Genomic DNA, 18,601 nt, shown 5'->3' with positions numbered 1-18,601 from the left:
ACTAACTTAACTATTGTTTTGCTACTAAATGATAAATCAAATTGTCGCCATCTGCTCTAATTGCTATAAAAGCCAGAGTTGTTTCTGTAAGTTCTACAATCTGAATATTTGTAAAACTAAATGAAGAACTAAAATAACTTGCTTCATTTGGGTGCAACATTTCTGTTCCTCCGTTGAAAACAATTCTATCATTGGTTTGCCCTGTAGTAAGTCCAAAATTAAAAGTCCCGGTTTTAGTTGTTTTTGCCGTACTTCCTATAGTTGGATTTGTTTGGGTAACCGAAACATTGTATCCTCCGTTAAGGTTAAAAGTAACTTCTCCCCAATCTTTGTTTTCTAATCCTGCCCATGAAATGTCTGAAAGATTTGGCCACCATCCATGACCACTCACAGCAATATTTTGGTAAGGAGTTGCTGGTTTTCCAATAAATTCAAGAGGTGCTGTCATATACAAAACCCATGTTTTTCCTGCCGCTCCATTAGTAAGTAAGTTCCATCTTTCATCAGCAAACTGACTCTCATCATTTTGAGCTATATTAATAGTTACAGGAGCCGCATCTACAGAACCACCTCTTGTATAAGCAGTGAAATAAACAGTGTATTTACCTGCAAATGGAAAACTTATTTGATCATTGCTTTTATTTGAATGTCCTATTTCATTTCCATTTCCGTCAACATATTTCCAGTATGGAATTACAGTTGGGTCTTCATTTTTTAAAGCTACAATGTTTGGATTTTCAGCTGTTGGTTTTACCGAAAACTTAATTGTTTCAGCAGTTAAATTTACCGCAGGCAGGTTTTCACGATCTTCAACAGGCTCGCATGAAAATAACAATGAACTTATCGTTACTGCTGCTATTATTATATATAATATACGTTTCATAATCATTTGTTTATTAGTTAATTCCAACCTGGGTTCTGTTTGATAGTTCCATTAGAAAGTACAATCTGAGATTGCGGTAATGGAAACCACCCTAAAGTTTCTGGTCTAAAAGTTACAGCAAATTGAGATCCTGCAGGATTTTTTTCAATTGCAGTTTTAGTAACCGCCATATCTTGTCTAATTAAGTCAAAATAACGCTGCCCTTCCAGAGCTAACTCTAAACGACGCTCTTCCATGATATTTTCTTTATTCACAGTTTTACGATTTGTAGTATTTTTAAAGGCACGGTCACGAACCTTATCTAAATTTGCTTGTGCCAGTACCTGGTTTGTACCTAAATTTAGTTCGGCAGCCATAAGCAATACATCCGCATAACGAATAATAGCATAATCCTGATAGTTATCAATCTGAAAATTTCCTCCGTTTGCTTCTACAATAGCAACTCCCGCTGCGTTGGTAATCGGGCAATATTTTTTCCAGGAATATCCTGTATACTGACGCTGTTCTCTTGCTTCTGCATCAAAATTCAAGCCTTCATCAACATAACTAATAATTGTTGCATCTCTGCGGGTATCTCCAGGTTCATATGCTTTATATAATAATGGATTTACTGTTGCTCCTCCCCATCCTGTGGCATATTTCCCTATAGCTCCTCCACGTGGTGCAATATTTACCTGAAAACGGTTTCCTTCGTGCAAATCCCAGTTTCCTTTTCCTGAACCGTTAAAACGAACGGCCCAAACCATTTCTGTATTATCTTCTCCTGCAAAGTTCTCAAAAGAAGCTGCTAACCAAAGATTAGCAAAATCAGATACTAATCCGTGTCCGCTATTGTTTACTACGTCATTAATATATGTTGTAGCCTGAGCTTTTGTAACTACTCCGGCTAAATCAGGTTTTTCATAATAATCTGTGTAGAATAAAAATGTTCTTGCCAAATAAGCTTCGGCAGCCCATTTTGTAATACGCCCGTAATTAGCATTTCCTGGTTTTGAATAATTTTCAGGTCCTAAATTATCTGCCGCAAATTTTAAATCGTTTGCAATTAAAGAGTAAGTAACTTCAGGAGCTTGTCTTGGTAATTGAAATTCACTTGTTGTCACAGTATGATCTAACGCAACAATATCTCCAAACATTTTAGCTGCCTGAAAGTGAAAATGTGCTCTTAAAAAACGAGCTTCTGCTTCATATTGGGTTTTCAGGGCAGTTTGAGATCCCCAGTTTACTTTATCCAGATTTTCTAATAAAATATTGGCTCTGTAAATTCCTAAGTAAGAGTTTGTCCAGATAAGAGCATTCATGTCCTTATCAGTAGTATATTCAAATCGGTCCCATTGCAAATCTACAGTTGGATCTGCTATACCAAAACCTCCATAACAATCATCGGATGCCTGCTCACTTACAATTAATTGTGTCCCATAAGCTTCTCTTTGCAATACATCATAAACGGCTACTAAGCCTTCGAAAGCATCAGATGGTGTTTTATAAAAATTCTCTGTTACCTTATCGGTGTAAGGTTCGTTCTCTAAAAAATCTTCCGAACAAGCTCCTAAAACTAATAAGCTTGAAAGGGCAAATAATTTTATATATGTTTTCATCGTTTTCATAAATTAAAAGTTAACATTAAGACCCATCATGTACGTTCTTGGCTGTGGATAAAATCCAACATCAATTCCTCTTGCCCATTCTTGGCCTACAGTAGTATTTCCGAAACCAATTTCTGGATCCATACCTTTATATTTTGTAAAAGTGTAAAGGTTGTTAGCAGCAACATAAAGTCTGAATTTACTAAAGAAACTTAACTGGTTTGTTAATTTTGTCAAATCACATCCAATAGTAACATTTTTAATTCTGAAGAAATCTGAATCCTGAACATATAAATCTGAGAACTTAGTGTAATTTCCATTAGCATCAGTTCCGTAAGTTACTCTTGGAATTCTGTTTGAAGTCCCTTCAGAAGTCCATCTGTTTAAAACCTCTGTTGTGTTATTCGTATAAGCACGAGTATAATCGTGAATTCCAAAAACGTTCTGACCACCCGCTGATCCGTAAGTATTAACCGTTAAATCAAATGCCTTATATGAAACATCAAAATTTACTCCATACGTATAATCCGGATTTGGATTTCCTATTTCTGTTTTATCGTTTGCATCGATTTTTCCATCTCCATTCAAATCAACAAAACGAACATCACCAGGTTGTGCATTTGGCTGAACACCCGCAGTAACTTCTGCAGCATTCTGAAAAATACCCGCTGTTTTTAATCCGTAGAAATACCCCATTGGTTTTCCAACTTCAACACGGTTCATCTCGTCTAAACCTTGAAACAATAAATTTGATTCTCCATGAATGATTCCTTCGTTGTTTGCAATTCTAAGTACTTCATTTTCGTTATGAGAAACGTTTGCGTTGATACCGAAATTCCATTTTCCGAAGCTTTTACGATAACCTATAGAAACCTCAAAACCTTTGTTGCTCACATCTCCACCATTTATATAAGGTGCTGCTGCTCCTGCGTATGTTGGGATAGAGGCCAATACTAACCAGTCTTTTGTTTTTTTATCGTAATAATCAAATGTTAAAGTAAAATTGGTAAACAATGTAGCATCAAAACCTAAGTCTAATTGCTCTGAAGTCTCCCACTTCAAATTAGGATCAGAAAGTTGATCAGGGCTTGAACCAACAATCAAAGTTTCGTCTCCTGTACCAAAATGATATGTTTTGTCTTTTGAACTAATGGTTGACATGTAAGCAAATCTTCTTGAGAATTGATCATTACCATTTTGTCCCCAGCTTCCTCTAATTTTAAATGTATTTAATACTGCATTTTCTTTAAAAAAACTTTCGCGATCTAAATTCCAACCTGCCGAGAACGAAGGGAAAATTGCATATTTGTTATTTGGTCCAAATTCTGAAGATCCGTCTCTACGAACTGTTGCAGAAAACAAGTATCTATTATTGTAGTCATATAATAAACGACCAAAATAAGATTGGATAGCGTAATCTTTACGATCTCCTTTTACAACATTTGATGTTGGATCTTTAGCATTATCCAGATAAGCATGTTCGAAATCAGTAAAAATTAAGTTTCTACCCTGACCCTCCATATAATCTGCAGTATTCTTTTTTGCAGAAGTACCTACTAAAACGTCAAAATTATGTGATCCTCCAAGTGTAATTTTATATTGAAGCGTATTTTCAAAAATCCATCCTAAACTTTTAGTTCCACTTTGTGTAACACTCGAAACAGTATTGTTATCGCTCGAAGACAGAGAATAAACTGGTCTGAAAGAACGGTAGTTACTATCAGTCATGTCTACACCATAACTAGTTCTGAATGTAAAATCCTGAAAGAACTTTAACTCCGCAAAAATGTTTCCTACATAACGGTTAACTTTAGTTTCGTTGAAGTTATTATAATAAAGTGAACCAACCGGATTACTAACATCCGCAGAAATATTCGATTTAGCAAAATTTCCATTAGCATCGTAAGCTGCATCAATTGGAGCGGCGTTTAAAAAACTTCTGATTCCGTTACTGTATATACCATCATCAGCAACTCCACTTGATTTTGTATTTGATAAAGTGAAGTTTTCTCCAATTTTCAAATGATTTTCAATTATTTCTGAGGTTGAATTTACACTAAAAGTAATACGATCATATTGTGATTGATTGTTTGCACCACCAATCATACCTTCCTGACCATAATAAGAAACACCTGTTGCAATAGTAGACCTTTTATCACCACCTGTAATTAAAAGGGAGTGATTTTGTTTCATTGCTCCTTCATTAAACAAATCATCCTGCCAGTCGTGATTTGGCAATGCTGCAACCTGAGCTGGTGTATATAAAGGCGTAAGTCCTGAGTTTACACGAGCTTCGTTCATGATTGTAGTATACTCCTGCGTATTCATCAAATCTATTTTTTTTGCAACTTGCTGAAAACCGGTATAAGAATTAAATGATACATTCATTTTTCCATCTTTACCTTTTTTAGTTGTTACTAAAATAACCCCGTTTGCCGCTCTTGCTCCATAGATAGAAGCTGCAGAAGCATCTTTAAGTACATCCACCCTTTCGATAACCGAAGGATCAAGGTATGAGATACCATTATCAACAACAACTCCGTCTACAACATAAAGCGGATCACTTTTTCCTGCAGTACCTGCGCCACGAATGTTTACCACCATGTTAGCACCCGGCTGACCTGATGATGAAGTAACATTTACCCCAGATGCCTGGCCTTGTAAAGCATTTACAACATCAAGACTTGCAACCTGTTGAATATCTTTTCCTGATACTAATGATGTTGCAGCAGTATTTACCTTTTTCTTTTGTGTACCATAACCAATAACTACAATCTCTTTAAGTTCTGCAGTTTCAGACTGCAGGGTTATGTTTATTTTTCTTTGTTCTCCAACGGTGATTTTTTGCGTTTTATAACCCATAAAACTGAATATCAGTACATCTCCGGCTTTTGCTTCGATTTTGTATAATCCGTCAAAATCAGTTGCAGTACTTGTTTTTGTTCCCTGGACCAGAACTGTCGCACCAGGAACTCCCATGTTATCATCTGCCGATGTGACATTTCCGCTTACAAACTTGGATTGCTCCTGTGCAAAACCAGATTGCAATGTAAAGACGCTTAGCAGCAACGCCATACAAAACGGAAGCATTGTTTTAATACAATATTTGCTTTTCATAATAATTAAGAATTGGTTTAAATTTATAGTTAGTTACCTGTAATTATTTAATACGCATTCGAAATAATCTGTTCGAATAATTCTTGTCTGCCGCTTAATGGCTGAGGCTCTCCGTTTGCACGGGCGATTTTACTAAGGTCTTCAAGAGACAGTTCTCCTTTTTCGAACTTAGCTCCGTTACCACCGTCAAACGAACTGTAACGCTGCGTGCGTAATTTTCTGTAATCTGTATTTTGTAAAATGTGATCTGCACAGATAAGTCCTCTTGCAAAAACATCCATTCCTGAGATATGAGCAATGAATTTATCTTCAAGGTCAATTGAGTTTCTTCTCACTTTGGCATCAAAGTTTACTCCGCCGCCCTGAATTCCGCCACCTTCTAAAATCACTAGCATCGCTTGTGTAACTTCCTGAAGATTAATTGGGAACTGATCTGTATCCCACCCATTTTGGTAATCACCACGGTTTGCATCAATGCTTCCTAACATTCCGGCATCTACAGCAACCTGCAATTCATGTTCAAAAGAATGTCCTGCAAGCGTTGCGTGGTTTACTTCTAAGTTTAATTTGAAATCATCCTGAAGTCCGTATTTGTTGATAAAACCTAACGAAGTCGCTGCATCAAAATCATATTGATGTTTGGTTGGTTCCATTGGTTTTGGTTCGATTAGGAAGTTTCCTTTAAAACCTTCTTTACGGGCATAGTCTTTACAAGTATTCAGGAATCTTCCCAAGTGGTCTAATTCTCTTTTCATGTCTGTATTTAACAAACTCATATATCCTTCACGTCCTCCCCAGAAAACATAATTTTCGCCTCCAAGAGCAATTGTTGCATCGATAGCAATTTTTGCCTGAGCTCCGGCATAAGCTAAAACATCAAAGTTTGGGTTAGTCGCTGCACCGTTCATGTAACGCGGATTACTGAACAAGTTTGAAGTTCCCCACAATAATTTAATTCCGGATTCCTGCTGTTTTTGTTTGGCGTATTCTACCATTGTCTGAATACGGGTTTCAAATTCTGCCAAAGTCGGAGCATCATCAACCACATCAACATCATGAAAACAATAATATGGCAAACCTAATTTTGTCATGAATTCAAAAGCTGCATCCATTTTGTCTTTAGCTCTTAAAATTGCATTTTCATTTTTATCCCATGCAAAAGTTTCAGTTGAAGCTCCAAACGGATCTCCTCCCGTATTACATAGTGTATGCCAGTAAGCCATCGAAAAGCGTAAATGCTCTTTTAATGTTTTTCCCGCAACGACACGATTTTCATCATACCATTTAAATGCTAACGGGTTATCGCTTTCTCTGCCTTCGAATTTAATCGTGTCTATGTTTTTGAAATAAGATTGTTTTGTTGTGCTCATTGTTATTGTTCGATTTTAATGTGATTTTTCCATTCCTGATATAAATCCTGATATTGACTGGTCAGGATTTTATTCGGTTCAATCCGGTCTAAACATTGCAGTCCCTGAAAAGCTTCGTCTAGTGAATTGTAATATCCGTAACCAAAAGCAGCGCCTCTTGCAGCACCCTCTGCTCCTGATGTATTGTATAATTCTAAAGTTGTTTGTGTTGTGTTGGTGAAAATTTCTCTAAAAACCGGACTCAAAAACAGGTTTGAATTTCCTGCTCTTACCACAGTTCCTGAAACACCAACTGATTTCATGACATCAAAACCGTAGTTCATGGCAAACACGATTCCTTCGCAGGCAGCACGCACAAGATGTGACGGCTGATGAATATTGAAATTTAAATTCTGAATTCCTGAAGTTGCATTTTTATTGTTAAAAATACGTTCTACTCCATTCCCGAAAGGGTAAAAACGAAGTCCGTTGCTTCCTGCTTCTACTTTTGCGGCTTCGGCATTTAGTTTTTCGTAAGCAATTAATTCGTTTCTTCCAACCGACATGATTTTACGCAGCCATTGGTATAAAATTCCGGAACCATTGATGCACAACATTACACCATTGTGTTTTTGCTGTTCGGTATTGTTTACATGCAAAAAAGTGTTGATCCTGTTTTGTTTGTCATAAGCATCCTGATCACTAACAGCATAAACTACTGCCGAAGTTCCGGCTGTTGTTGCAATTTCACCAGGTTTCAAAACATTCAGTGACAAGGCATTGTTGGGCTGGTCTCCTGCTCTGTATGTAATTTTTACATCAGAATTTAAACCCAATTCCTGAGCAGTTTCCGGATGAACTGTCGCCTGAATTCCAAAATTTGAAATAATTTCCGGAACAATATCTGCTGACAATCCCATTTCAGAAAGGATTTCTTTTGCCAGTCTTCCCTCAGAAAAATTCCACAAAGCTGCTTCTGATAATCCTGAAGTGCTGATTTGTGCAATTTTAGAAAGTTTTGCAGCAATAAAATCTCCCGGCAGCATCATGTATTTTGCTTTTGCGAAAATTTCCGGCTGATTATCTTTTACCCATTTTAGTTTTGAAGCGGTAAAATTTCCCGGGCTTCCTAAGATTTGTTTTTGGGAATTTTCAGCTCCGATCTTATCATAAATTTCGTCTCCGATAATCGCAGCACGGCTATCGCACCAAATAATTGAGGAACGAACCGGATTTAGATTTTCATCTGTTAAAACTAAACCGTGCATTTGGTAAGCAATTCCGATTCCAACGATTTTTTTTAAATCAATAGCCGATTTTGAACCCAATTGTTTAATTCCGTCTTGTACATATTGCCACCATGATTCAGGATCTTGTTCTGCCCAGCCAAATTTTGGGGCAATAATGGGCATTTCAAAATCAGGAACGCTAACCGCACCAATTGTTGAACCTTTTTCAGGATCAAAAACTGATAGTTTAATCGAAGAGCTTCCTAAATCAATTCCTAAAAATAACATCCTTGGTATTTTATTTAATTAAAGAAATATTGTTGCTTTGCAAATCTTATAGTCAAAATGAATTTATCTTATGGTAGATTTGACTACAAGTGTAAAACATTTTTTCTGTATTAACAAAATATTAGGGTTATTTTTTTGCAATTACGAGTTAAGCATACTGATTTTTATTAATACACTAAAAAAGGAGTTTAAATTGAAATAAAAATTATTGAAAAAATATTGATTTAGCGATTTGGCAATCAGACATTTAAGAATAAAAAAATTAAAATCAATAAATTAGCAGTCCAACAATCAACTGATTATCAGAAAATTGCTACGTTAAAAAAATATAAAAGATTTAAGACGTCTATTATTCATTTTATTTATTTAATTTGTCAAAATTTAGAGCAGGATATGGTTAAAAATGTAGATGAAGATTCACTTTTGAAAAGCGAACAAACCGCAATGAATGCAATCACAATTGACTGTGTCATATTTGGTTTTGATAAAGGTAGTCTTGAAGTACTTTTGGTACAGCACGGGGAAGGAATCAGCAAAGGAAAATGGGGTCTTCCGGGAGGCTGGATTTATAAAAGAGAAAGTACAGATAATGCTGCTCATCGTTTATTAAATGAACTAACCGGCCTTGACAATATATATCTGGAGCAATTAAAAGCATTTGGAGACCCGGATCGTTTCCCCCTCCGCCGTGTAATCACTATAGGATATTATGCTTTGGTAAAACGTGAAGACTATAATATTAAAGCAGGTTTTACGGCATCTGATGCCCAATGGTACAAAATCAACAGTATACCGGATTTGATTTATGACCATAACGAAATCCTGGCTTATAGTCTGAAACATCTTCGAAACCGCGTTCGTCAGGCACCGCTGGGATTTAATCTTTTACCGGAAAAATTTACTCTATTGCAATTGATGCATTTATATGAAGAAATTTTGGGAGTCGAAATGGATAAATCAAATTTCAGACGAAAGATTCTTCATATGAAATTATTGGTTGCCCTTGATGAAAAACAACAGGATGTTTCGCATCGTGCAGCCAAGTTATATAAATTTGACCCGGACATTTACAAAAAACTTACAGAAAGAGGATTCAATTTTGAGTTTTAAAATATACATTACCAAAAATGGAATCTTTACTTTCAAAAAATAACAATCAAAGCACTTTAGATATTAAGGAAATGAATGCAGATATTATAGAAGAAATTTCTATTGACTGCGTTGTATTTGGTTTCAACAAACAAAATCTGGAGGTTCTTTTAGTGCAGCATGCTGAAGGAGAAAGCAAGGGAAAATGGGGACTTCTTGGTGGCTGGGTCAAAACAAAAGAAAGTACAGATGATGCCGCACACCGGATTGTTTATGAACTTACCAGTCTTGAAAATATTTACCTCGAACAGCTAAAAGCTTTTACAGATCCTGATCGTGTTATTTCAGAAAGGGTTATAACCATAGGATATTATACTTTACTAAATCGCGAAGACTATAATATAAAAGCCGGCTTAAAAGTATTTGAGGCGAAATGGCATAAAATAAATGAAATCCCGGATTTGATTTTTGATCATAATGAGATTTTAAACTTCAGCCTGATGCATTTACGCAACAGAGTCCGTCAGGCTCCAATTGGTTTTAACCTTTTGCCTGAAAAATTTACTTTATTACAATTGATGCATCTTTATGAGGAAATTTTGGGAGTTGAATTAGACAAATCCAATTTCAGAAGAAAAATTCTTCATATGAAACTTCTCGTTGAACTGAACGAAAAACAGCAGGAAGTCTCGCACAGAGCGGCAAAGTTGTACAAATTCGATTCTGAAATTTACAAGAAACTGACTGAAAAAGGATTTAATTTTGAATTTTAAAAATGCCCAAAGAAAATCTTCAGGCATTTGTCTATTCTTTTAGATGCATAAAAATATTACATTGCAGTAACCTCCCACAATACCGGGATATTGATTCGGATCTTCTGTCCCTGAGTTAGCTGCAACTCCCATTCCGCTTGCGCAGATTGAAGTGGGTACTGGTCTCGGGCCGCAAATTGTTCCTAATGCTCCTCCTGTAATATTTTTCATTTCTTGTTTTGAAAGTCTGCCGAATTTTTCAGCCAGCTTCACGGTTTGTTTTTCCATAATTTGTTGGGTTATTAATTAGTAAAAAATAAACACTTCTTTTTTCCTGTAAATCCTGTACACAGATTTAGAAAAATTGAAAACCATAAACCGATCAATCTTATGGTTATAGTGACTACAAGTATACTTATATTTTGTTTAACCGACAATTATTCGTACAAAAAATAGAGATTTATCATTGAAACGCAATTTCTTGTTTTTATTTGGCAAACATTCAAACAATCAGATGGCTGAATAAAAACATTCCTCAGGATTTTGTTCCCTGTAATATTTCGTGTGAGGGCTATTTAAGATTCTAAAGGACAACTTTATAGCCTTAAAATTCAAAATCGGACAACTAGATTCCAGAATCCAAAACTTTGCGCTATCTTTGCCCCCAAATGACACGCTCTAAAGCAATTGCTGCGGAGTATATTTATACCCGAAATACTTAAAAACTCGTATAGAGAATTGAATATATAAAATGAAGAAGATACGTAACTTTTGCATTATTGCACACATTGACCACGGTAAAAGTACATTGGCAGACCGTTTACTTGGCGCTACACAAACCGTTACAGCTCGTGAAGAAAAAGCACAATTGCTTGACAACATGGATCTGGAGCGTGAGCGTGGAATTACCATAAAAAGTCATGCCATCCAGATGGAATATACTTATAAAGGAGAAGAATATATCTTAAATTTAATTGACACTCCCGGTCACGTTGACTTTTCATACGAAGTTTCACGTTCTATTGCTGCCTGCGAAGGTGCACTTTTGATTGTTGATGCTGCACAAAGTATTCAGGCACAAACGATTTCTAACTTATACTTAGCTCTTGAAAATGACCTGGAAATTATTCCGGTTTTAAATAAAGTAGATTTACCAAGTGCTAATCCTGAAGAGGTTAGTGATGATATTATCGATTTATTAGGATGTAAATTAGAAGATATTATTCATGCTTCGGGAAAAACAGGTTTTGGTGTTGAAAATATTTTAGCTGCCATTATCGAAAAAATTCCTGCTCCGAAAGGAAATAAAGACGAACCTTTACAGGCATTGATTTTTGACTCGGTGTATAATCCGTTTCGTGGAATCGAGGTTATCTTCAGAGTAGTAAACGGTGAAATCAAAAAAGGGCAAAAAATTAAATTCATGGCCACAGGAAATGAATATTTTGCTGACGAAATTGGAACGTTAAAACTAAATCAGGTTCCGAAAAATGTAATTTCTGCTGGTGATGTTGGTTATTTGATTTCCGGAATTAAAGAAGCAAAAGAGGTAAAAGTTGGTGATACACTGACCGATGCCAAAACGCCTACAACTAATATGATTACAGGTTTTGAGGATGTAAAACCAATGGTTTTCGCCGGAATTTATCCTGTCGATACTGAAGATTATGAAGATTTGCGTTCTTCTATGGAAAAATTGCAACTTAATGATGCTTCATTAGTTTTTACTCCTGAAAGTTCTGCCGCTTTAGGTTTTGGTTTCCGTTGCGGATTCTTAGGAATGCTTCACATGGAAATTATCCAGGAACGTTTAGAGCGTGAGTTTGATATGACTGTAATTACTACAGTTCCTAACGTTTCGTATTTGGCTTATACCAAAAAAGATCCCGAAACTGCATTTGTTGTAAATAATCCTTCTGACTTACCTGAACCTTCCCGTTTAGACAGAGTTGAAGAGCCTTTTATTAAAGCAACTATCATTACAAAAGCTGACTTTGTTGGAAACGTAATGAGTTTATGTATTGAAAAACGTGGTCAAATTACGAATCAAACATACTTAACAACTGAACGTGTTGAATTAAATTTTGATATGCCTTTGGCGGAAATTGTATTCGATTTTTATGATCGTTTAAAAACAGTTTCTAAAGGTTATGCTTCTTTTGATTACTCTCCTATCGGAATGAGAACTTCGAAATTGGTAAAACTGGATGTACTTTTGAATGCTCAGACTGTTGATGCACTTTCTGCATTAATTCACGAAGACAATGCTTACAACATCGGTAAAAAAATGACCGAGAAATTACGTGAACTGATTCCGAGACAACAATTTGACATTCCGATTCAGGCTGCAATCGGGGCAAAAATCATTGCCCGTGAAACGATTAAAGCACTTCGTAAAGACGTTACCGCAAAATGTTACGGTGGAGATATTTCACGTAAGCGTAAACTTTTGGAAAAACAGAAAAAAGGTAAAAAACGTATGCGTCAGGTAGGAAACGTTGAGATTCCGCAAGAAGCATTTATGGCGGTTTTAAAATTGAATGACTAGATTTAGTATTAAGATTTAAGTACTAAGTATCAAGATATGACCCAATGACGAAAGTTGTTGGGTTTTTTGTTTTATTATTTGATGTGATTGCAAAAATGGTTTCACTTGCGTAGAAATAGCAATGCGTCTCTACGAATGCAATTACAGATAAAATCTGTCCTAATTTGGAACAGATTTCTTATTTATTTAAACTCTGAACCTTTGTATCTTTGAACCTCTGAACCTTTAAAAGAAAAAAATGGACGAAACTCCAAAACGATTTGACCGAATTGTCGCCATCCTGATTCAATTGCAATCTAAAAAAATTGTAAAAGCACAGGAACTGGCTGATCGTTTTGACTGCAGTTTAAGAACCATTTACAGGGATATTCGAACTCTCGAAGCTTCAGGAGTTCCAATTTACAGCGAAGCCGGAGTGGGTTATGCTTTGATGGACGGTTACAGATTACCGCCTGTTATGTTTACCCGTGAAGAAGTCAGCAGTTTTATCGCAGCAGAAAAACTGATGCAGAAGTTTACTGATCCTTCTTTGGGAACACATTATGCATCGGCGATGTATAAACTGAAATCGGTTTTGAGAAGTGGCGACAAAGATTACCTTTCGAATATTGAATCCAGAATTGTCATGCAAACTACTGAACCTATGTTCAATGATAATTCTCCCAATACTCTGGCAGTTCTATTTGAAAGTATTGCCGAGAAAAAGCAAATTTTATTATCGTATAAAACCTTTGATAAAGAAGAAACAACGCAAAGAAATATTGAACCTGTGGGTGTTTTTCATGATCATAACAATTGGTATTTTTTAGGTTATTGCCATTTGAGAAAAGATTATCGCCAGTTTAGAACGGACAGAATTCTCGGAATCAAAAAAACAGATTGCGATTTCACCATTGAACACGATTCGTTAGAAACTTATTTAAATAAAAATGAAACCATCCCAACCACAAAAGTCCGAATCTTAATCGACAAAAAAATTGCGCGATATTTAGCGCATGAAAGAAAATATCATGGCTATGTTTCTGAAAAAGAAACAGACGGACAAATCGAAATGACTTTTATGTGCCGCGACATAGAAAGCGGTTTCCCCCGGTGGTTTTTAATGTTTGGCGATTATGCCACAATTCTGGAACCGGAAATACTAAAAAAACGAACTTTAGAATTGCTGGAAGTAAACAGAAAAAGACTTTCATAAAAAAACTCCTAAAGAACAAAGTTGCATTAGGAGTTTTTTTCAGGTCTATCTTTATCTTTCCCAAAAAAATGGAGGTTCAATATTCAAGGCTCTTAAATAAACATAACCTTGCCCACGGTGATGTACTTCATTATCAATAAAATACAAGATATTCTGAATAACAGGAAATTCATACTGACCAAAAAGATTAAAAGTTTCATTAAAATCTTCAATTGACAATTTCTCCCAGTATTTATTGATTTCTGCTGTTGCCTCATCCCATTTTTCAAGATATTGGGCTTTAAAAACCAACTTATCTGATTCTTCAGCAAATGCTTTAGTTTCTTTTGTCACGATTCCTTTAAGTCCCGGAACCGCAATTGCCAGAAGTTCATCAGCTAATTTGGCAAATGGTCTCATTCCTCCAATTGAAAATTCGAAAAAATCTTTTTCAGGAAAAAGCTCAATCACACGTCTTGTAAGCGCGCGGTGTCCTTGCCAGTGTTTCAATAAATCTTCAGGTGTAATTACTTGTGCAGCTAATGTTTTCATGATTTTAAAGTTTTAATTTGTTTAATACTTCAAAAGTATTGAGGGTCGGTGACAACAGTTTGTCAACAGGAAAAAATAAATTCTATTTTTTTTTAATTAGCTACAAAAAACTTAGAACCATAGCATCTCAGAATCTTAGTATCTTTAAAAAAATCCTTTGTACCTTTGCCCCTTACAAACTTTGGAACTTAAAAAAAATGATCGAAGATAAAAATCCACAACGTACCAGTATAGCTCAATTAGGCGAATTTGGCTTAATAGAACATTTAACCAAAAATTTTGATGTTACTCAGGAATCTACTTTAAAAAGTATTGGTGATGATGCAGCTGTTCTTGATTTTAAAGATAAAAAGGTAGTGGTTTCTACTGATTTACTGATTGAAGGAGTGCATTTTGATTTGGCTTACATGCCATTAAAACATTTAGGATATAAATCTGTTGTTGTAAATGTTTCAGACATTTGTGCCATGAATGCCAAACCAACGCAAATAACCGTTTCTGTGGCCGTTTCTAATCGTTTTCCTCTGGAAGCCCTGGAAGAGTTATTTGAAGGGATTACGCACGCTGCAAAAGAATATAAAGTTGATGTTATTGGCGGAGATACTACCTCATCTCAAAAAGGACTGATTATCAGCATTACCGCAATTGGTGAGGCCAATGAAGATGAGATCGTTTACAGAAACGGTGCTAAACAAACTGATTTATTGGTGGTAACCGGAGATATTGGTGCCGCTTATATGGGATTACAGGTTTTGGAACGTGAGAAGCAAGTATTTCAGGTTAATCCGAACAGTCAGCCTGATTTAGATCCTTATACGTATTTGGTAGAAAGACAGTTAAAACCGGAAGCCCGAAAAGATGTTCGCACACTTTTGCATGCTCTTGAGATTAAACCAACATCGATGATTGATATTTCTGACGGACTTTCTTCAGAAATTATTCATTTGTGCAGACAATCAAAAGTGGGATGTAATTTGTATGAAGATAAACTTCCTTTAGATCCACAGTTTATTTCGACTTGTGAAGAGTTTAATATTGACAGCACAACTGTTGCGATTAATGGCGGTGAAGATTATGAATTGTTATTTACGATTGATATTAATGATTTTGACAAAATAAAAGGAAATCCAAATTTCTCTATTATTGGTCATATGGCCGATGAAAGTGAAGGAATCCATCTGGTAACCCGTGCCAATACAAAAATTGCTTTAAAAGCACGTGGCTGGGATGCGCTGAGTGAGTAAATTTTAATAAATTTCAAATAAAAAATTCCAAATTCCAATAATGCTAGGTTGCCATTGGAATTTGGAATTTTTTATTGTTTGGAATTTTCTTTTTAAAAAAGCCCTTTACTTTTGGCTTCTTTAACCAAATCCTCATCAAGACCGGATCTTATTTTAAGTAATTCTTTTAAGTTGACTCTTCTCTTTTCTATGGCATTCAATGATATCGGAATATATTGAGGCATATCTGCAATCGGAGTTCCTTTAGACAAGTGAAATAAAATCTGTTTGTCAAACTCATCTACTTCTATTGAATTATGAGGCGACTGATTCAGCATTTTCTGTACCGACTGACTGTAATATTTTTCATTTTTCATCACTCTGTCAAAGGCAAAAAGCAGTTCATCAAAAGTCAGGTCGTTTTTAATAATAAGCCCATTAGGCTGTATGGTTCTGATGATTGTTTTTATCTTCAGTAATTCGGTATACATGGTTAATAAAACGATTTTGCAAAAAGGCATTTTTTTTGAAAGCAGTTTTGCCAGATCTTCTCCCGAAAAGATATCTTTTTCTTCATAGGCAGGCATACTGATATCCAGAAAAGCAACATCAAAATTGGGTGCCTGTTCATCTTCTATTAAGTCAAAAGCCGATCTGCAGTCATAAGCCTGAGAAATTTCAAACTCATATTGTTGCGGATTATAACGTGTTATGGCATTTTTGTATCCTTCAATTATAAATGGATGATCATCAACAATTAAGACATTTCGTTTAATTAATTGAGAAACGGAGGTTTTTGGGTCAACTGTCATTTCTTTTGCAGGTTAATTTTTTGGTCAATTGGTATTTTTACAAGAAGCATGGTTCCTTCTCCCGGGGCCGATTTTATGATTACGCTTCCTTTACATTCTGCCACTCTGTATTCGATATTGTGCAGCCCAATACCGTTTTTGGTTCTCTTTGGGTTAAAACCAATTCCGTCATCAAAAACAGACAATATCAGGTGATTCACTTCGTTTTTAAATTCAACTGTAATCGTTTTTGCCTTTGCATATTTATTACAATTCTGAAGCGCTTCCTGAATAATTCTGTACAGGTTAATTTTAACTGCATTACTGACGAGTTCCCATTTAATTTGGGAATCAAATGAAGTAATCAGTTGTGAAGGGTATGTATTTTGTTGATTTTCGAATAATTTATTCAGAATCAAAACAAAATTATTAATTAATTCTGATTTCTCACGGTTTAAATCATGCGAAATTTCCCGTATGTCTTCTTCTATATTTTTAAGTTCGGTCAGGTATTTTTTTCTTTTTGCAGCTGCTTCCTCTTCATTAATTTTATCCAGACTATCCAGACTTATCCTCACACCAAACATTCTTCCCAAAACGCCGTCATGCAATTCCTGTGCAACTTTTTTCTTTTCTCTTATACGTGTCAGCTCGATATCATTCTGTTGTGAAATCATCAGGTTATAAATATCCTCATTTGCGATTTGCTGTTGCTGTTTAAAAAGCAATTCCCGGTTTTTGGCCTGTTGGGTTTTATAAACGTAAAAAAACAAACCTATAAGGGTACAAATGCTAAAAACATACACTAATGTTTTATTCTTTTCCTGTAAGTTTGAATTTTGATCTTTTATTTCATTTGTTTCATATTCGATTCGGGAAAACTTCTCCCCCATATTACGTTCTGCTTTCAGCATTTTATCATTGAGTCGAATGTATTCTTTAGAGTATTTGGATGCATTTCGCGGGTCTACAACTGCGATTTGTTTAAGAGCAAGTAATGTATTGGTCAGTTTATCTGAAGACCGGGAAAGCAACAAAGCTTGTTTTGAAAACTGGATGGCCTTAAAAGTATCTTTTCTAAATGCATAATATTCAGACAAATGGATCTGATTGGATATTTTAGCCATTTTCAGGCCCAGACTGTCACGGATTTTTAAAGACCTGTAAAATTGATCCGGAAGTCCTTCCATTTTTTTGGACTTCAATTTAGAATAAGCCAGGTTATCCAGTAACATAGCGTACAAAAATGTCTTCTCTTCAAAGAGATTTTTTTCATTTAGCCCTTTTTCAAAATAAGAGATTGCCTGTTTGAAATTTTCCATGCGCATGTAAACAAAGCCAATATTGTTTAGAGAAGTGGCTTTCAGCTGCAGGTCTAACGGTATAGACTTATCGTTGAGTGTAATTAAGGCTTTGTTCTGAAATTCTAAGGCTCTCGCATATTCTTCTTTTTCATTATAAAGAATCCCGAGAAGATTGTAACATTCATAAAGCTGATCGTTTACATTTTTTTGCTGTTTTAATATACTCAAAGCCTTAAAAACGGATATTTCACTTTCAGAAAAATCGCCTTCATTATATTGCAAACTTGCCTTGCTCAATAATGTTTTAGATAAATTATACTTATCATCAATTTGCAGGTAGATTTTCTGTGCCTTAAAATAGTTTCTAAACGCACTGTCTGAAATTATATGCGCACTATAGTAATCTCCCAGATAGGTATATGCTTTTGCTATACTTGACGAATCTTTGGCTATTACAGATCTGTCCAGCACCAGCTCCGATATTTCACGATATGATTTGAGATCGTTCATATTGTAATACCGATTAGCAATCTTAAACAAATTTATTCTGCTGAGTGAATCGTTTTTTTGATTTATGATAATAGAAAAAGCCTTCTGGTTGTATTTTTGTTTTAGATACTGGCAATGGGAGAAAATTTCAGGAAATTTTTATTTCCTGAATAATGGATTATATATTAGTGCAACTGCTACAGGAACACAAGGAAATATTTATTTGA

14 protein-coding genes are annotated in these 18,601 nt (G+C 35.4%); 5 read left to right on the top strand and 9 right to left on the bottom strand.

All coding sequences use genetic code 11. From position 1 onward, the window contains the following. Positions 1-10: 10 nt before the first annotated feature. The 5 genes from DCO46_RS14825 to DCO46_RS14805 are packed head-to-tail and all read right to left on the bottom strand — an operon-like array spanning position 11 to position 8,452. Entirely contained in the window at positions 11-883 is an 873-nt protein-coding gene (locus tag DCO46_RS14825) for a hypothetical protein (protein WP_243416323.1), read from the bottom strand. A 17-nt stretch (positions 884-900) separates the two neighbouring features. Beyond that, positions 901-2,481, bottom strand: a complete 1,581-nt coding sequence (locus DCO46_RS14820; protein WP_116753302.1) for a RagB/SusD family nutrient uptake outer membrane protein — start codon at positions 2,479-2,481, stop codon at positions 901-903. Between the two features lie 12 nt (positions 2,482-2,493). Next, a complete protein-coding gene (locus DCO46_RS14815; RefSeq protein WP_116753292.1) occupies positions 2,494-5,586 on the bottom strand; it encodes a SusC/RagA family TonB-linked outer membrane protein in 3,093 nt (1,030 codons plus the stop codon). Positions 5,587-5,633: 47 nt separating this feature from the next. Continuing rightward, positions 5,634-6,956: a xylose isomerase gene (gene xylA, locus DCO46_RS14810; RefSeq protein ID WP_116753291.1), complete on the bottom strand. Its 1,323-nt coding sequence runs from the start codon at positions 6,954-6,956 to the stop codon at positions 5,634-5,636. A gap of 2 nt (positions 6,957-6,958) precedes the next feature. Continuing rightward, entirely contained in the window at positions 6,959-8,452 is a 1,494-nt protein-coding gene (locus DCO46_RS14805) for a xylulokinase (RefSeq protein ID WP_116753290.1), read from the bottom strand. Between the two features lie 393 nt (positions 8,453-8,845). Here DCO46_RS14805 and DCO46_RS14800 point away from each other — a divergent pair, with 393 nt between their 5' ends. Further along, on the top strand, positions 8,846-9,562 hold the full coding sequence (locus DCO46_RS14800; RefSeq protein WP_116753289.1) for an NUDIX hydrolase: 717 nt from the start codon (positions 8,846-8,848) through the stop codon (positions 9,560-9,562). Between the two features lie 71 nt (positions 9,563-9,633). Continuing rightward, positions 9,634-10,314 carry an NUDIX hydrolase gene (locus DCO46_RS14795; protein WP_116753301.1) on the top strand — a complete coding sequence of 227 codons (681 nt, stop codon included), beginning with the start codon at positions 9,634-9,636 and terminating at the stop codon, positions 10,312-10,314. A 39-nt stretch (positions 10,315-10,353) separates the two neighbouring features. Here the strand turns inward: DCO46_RS14795 and DCO46_RS14790 are convergent, their stop codons facing one another. Further along, entirely contained in the window at positions 10,354-10,581 is a 228-nt protein-coding gene (locus tag DCO46_RS14790; protein WP_116753288.1) for a hypothetical protein, read from the bottom strand. A 463-nt stretch (positions 10,582-11,044) separates the two neighbouring features. Between DCO46_RS14790 and lepA the strand changes: the two genes are divergently transcribed. Together lepA and DCO46_RS14780 are read left to right on the top strand one after the other, a co-directional pair. Further along, positions 11,045-12,841, top strand: a complete 1,797-nt coding sequence (gene lepA, locus DCO46_RS14785; protein WP_035681367.1) for a translation elongation factor 4 — start codon at positions 11,045-11,047, stop codon at positions 12,839-12,841. Positions 12,842-13,079: 238 nt separating this feature from the next. Further along, on the top strand, positions 13,080-14,036 hold the full coding sequence (locus DCO46_RS14780; RefSeq protein ID WP_116753287.1) for a helix-turn-helix transcriptional regulator: 957 nt from the start codon (positions 13,080-13,082) through the stop codon (positions 14,034-14,036). A 51-nt stretch (positions 14,037-14,087) separates the two neighbouring features. On the opposite strand, the gene DCO46_RS14775 is transcribed toward DCO46_RS14780, so the two are convergent. Next, positions 14,088-14,567: a DinB family protein gene (locus tag DCO46_RS14775; protein ID WP_116753286.1), complete on the bottom strand. Its 480-nt coding sequence runs from the start codon at positions 14,565-14,567 to the stop codon at positions 14,088-14,090. 197 nt (positions 14,568-14,764) lie between these two features. Here DCO46_RS14775 and thiL point away from each other — a divergent pair, with 197 nt between their 5' ends. Then, entirely contained in the window at positions 14,765-15,811 is a 1,047-nt protein-coding gene (gene thiL, locus DCO46_RS14770; RefSeq protein WP_116753300.1) for a thiamine-phosphate kinase, read from the top strand. Between the two features lie 92 nt (positions 15,812-15,903). Here the strand turns inward: thiL and DCO46_RS14765 are convergent, their stop codons facing one another. Next, a complete protein-coding gene (locus DCO46_RS14765) occupies positions 15,904-16,602 on the bottom strand; it encodes a response regulator transcription factor (RefSeq protein ID WP_116753285.1) in 699 nt (232 codons plus the stop codon). Next, positions 16,599-18,395, bottom strand: coding sequence for a tetratricopeptide repeat-containing sensor histidine kinase (locus DCO46_RS14760; RefSeq protein WP_243416322.1), 1,797 nt, complete (start codon positions 18,393-18,395; stop codon positions 16,599-16,601). The genes DCO46_RS14765 and DCO46_RS14760 overlap by 4 nt, the downstream gene beginning before the upstream one ends. Positions 18,396-18,601 lie beyond the last annotated feature (206 nt).

Source organism: Flavobacterium sp. HTF (assembly GCF_003105115.1).
In the GTDB taxonomy this organism is placed as follows: domain Bacteria; phylum Bacteroidota; class Bacteroidia; order Flavobacteriales; family Flavobacteriaceae; genus Flavobacterium.
This window is presented reverse-complemented; position numbering and strand designations above follow the sequence as displayed.

What these genes read in the sequence shown, in the direction of transcription:
- DCO46_RS14825 (WP_243416323.1), bottom strand. Translation starts at nt 883, where the DNA reads ATGAAACGTATATTATATATAATAATAGCAGCAGTAACGATAAGTTCA.
- DCO46_RS14820 (WP_116753302.1), bottom strand. Translation starts at nt 2,481, where the DNA reads ATGAAAACATATATAAAATTATTTGCCCTTTCAAGCTTATTAGTTTTA.
- DCO46_RS14815 (WP_116753292.1), bottom strand. Translation starts at nt 5,586, where the DNA reads ATGAAAAGCAAATATTGTATTAAAACAATGCTTCCGTTTTGTATGGCG.
- xylA (WP_116753291.1), bottom strand. Translation starts at nt 6,956, where the DNA reads ATGAGCACAACAAAACAATCTTATTTCAAAAACATAGACACGATTAAA.
- DCO46_RS14805 (WP_116753290.1), bottom strand. Translation starts at nt 8,452, where the DNA reads ATGTTATTTTTAGGAATTGATTTAGGAAGCTCTTCGATTAAACTATCA.
- DCO46_RS14800 (WP_116753289.1), top strand. Translation starts at nt 8,846, where the DNA reads ATGGTTAAAAATGTAGATGAAGATTCACTTTTGAAAAGCGAACAAACC.
- DCO46_RS14795 (WP_116753301.1), top strand. Translation starts at nt 9,634, where the DNA reads ATGAATGCAGATATTATAGAAGAAATTTCTATTGACTGCGTTGTATTT.
- DCO46_RS14790 (WP_116753288.1), bottom strand. Translation starts at nt 10,581, where the DNA reads ATGGAAAAACAAACCGTGAAGCTGGCTGAAAAATTCGGCAGACTTTCA.
- lepA (WP_035681367.1), top strand. Translation starts at nt 11,045, where the DNA reads ATGAAGAAGATACGTAACTTTTGCATTATTGCACACATTGACCACGGT.
- DCO46_RS14780 (WP_116753287.1), top strand. Translation starts at nt 13,080, where the DNA reads ATGGACGAAACTCCAAAACGATTTGACCGAATTGTCGCCATCCTGATT.
- DCO46_RS14775 (WP_116753286.1), bottom strand. Translation starts at nt 14,567, where the DNA reads ATGAAAACATTAGCTGCACAAGTAATTACACCTGAAGATTTATTGAAA.
- thiL (WP_116753300.1), top strand. Translation starts at nt 14,765, where the DNA reads ATGATCGAAGATAAAAATCCACAACGTACCAGTATAGCTCAATTAGGC.
- DCO46_RS14765 (WP_116753285.1), bottom strand. Translation starts at nt 16,602, where the DNA reads ATGACAGTTGACCCAAAAACCTCCGTTTCTCAATTAATTAAACGAAAT.
- DCO46_RS14760 (WP_243416322.1), bottom strand. Translation starts at nt 18,395, where the DNA reads ATGAACGATCTCAAATCATATCGTGAAATATCGGAGCTGGTGCTGGAC.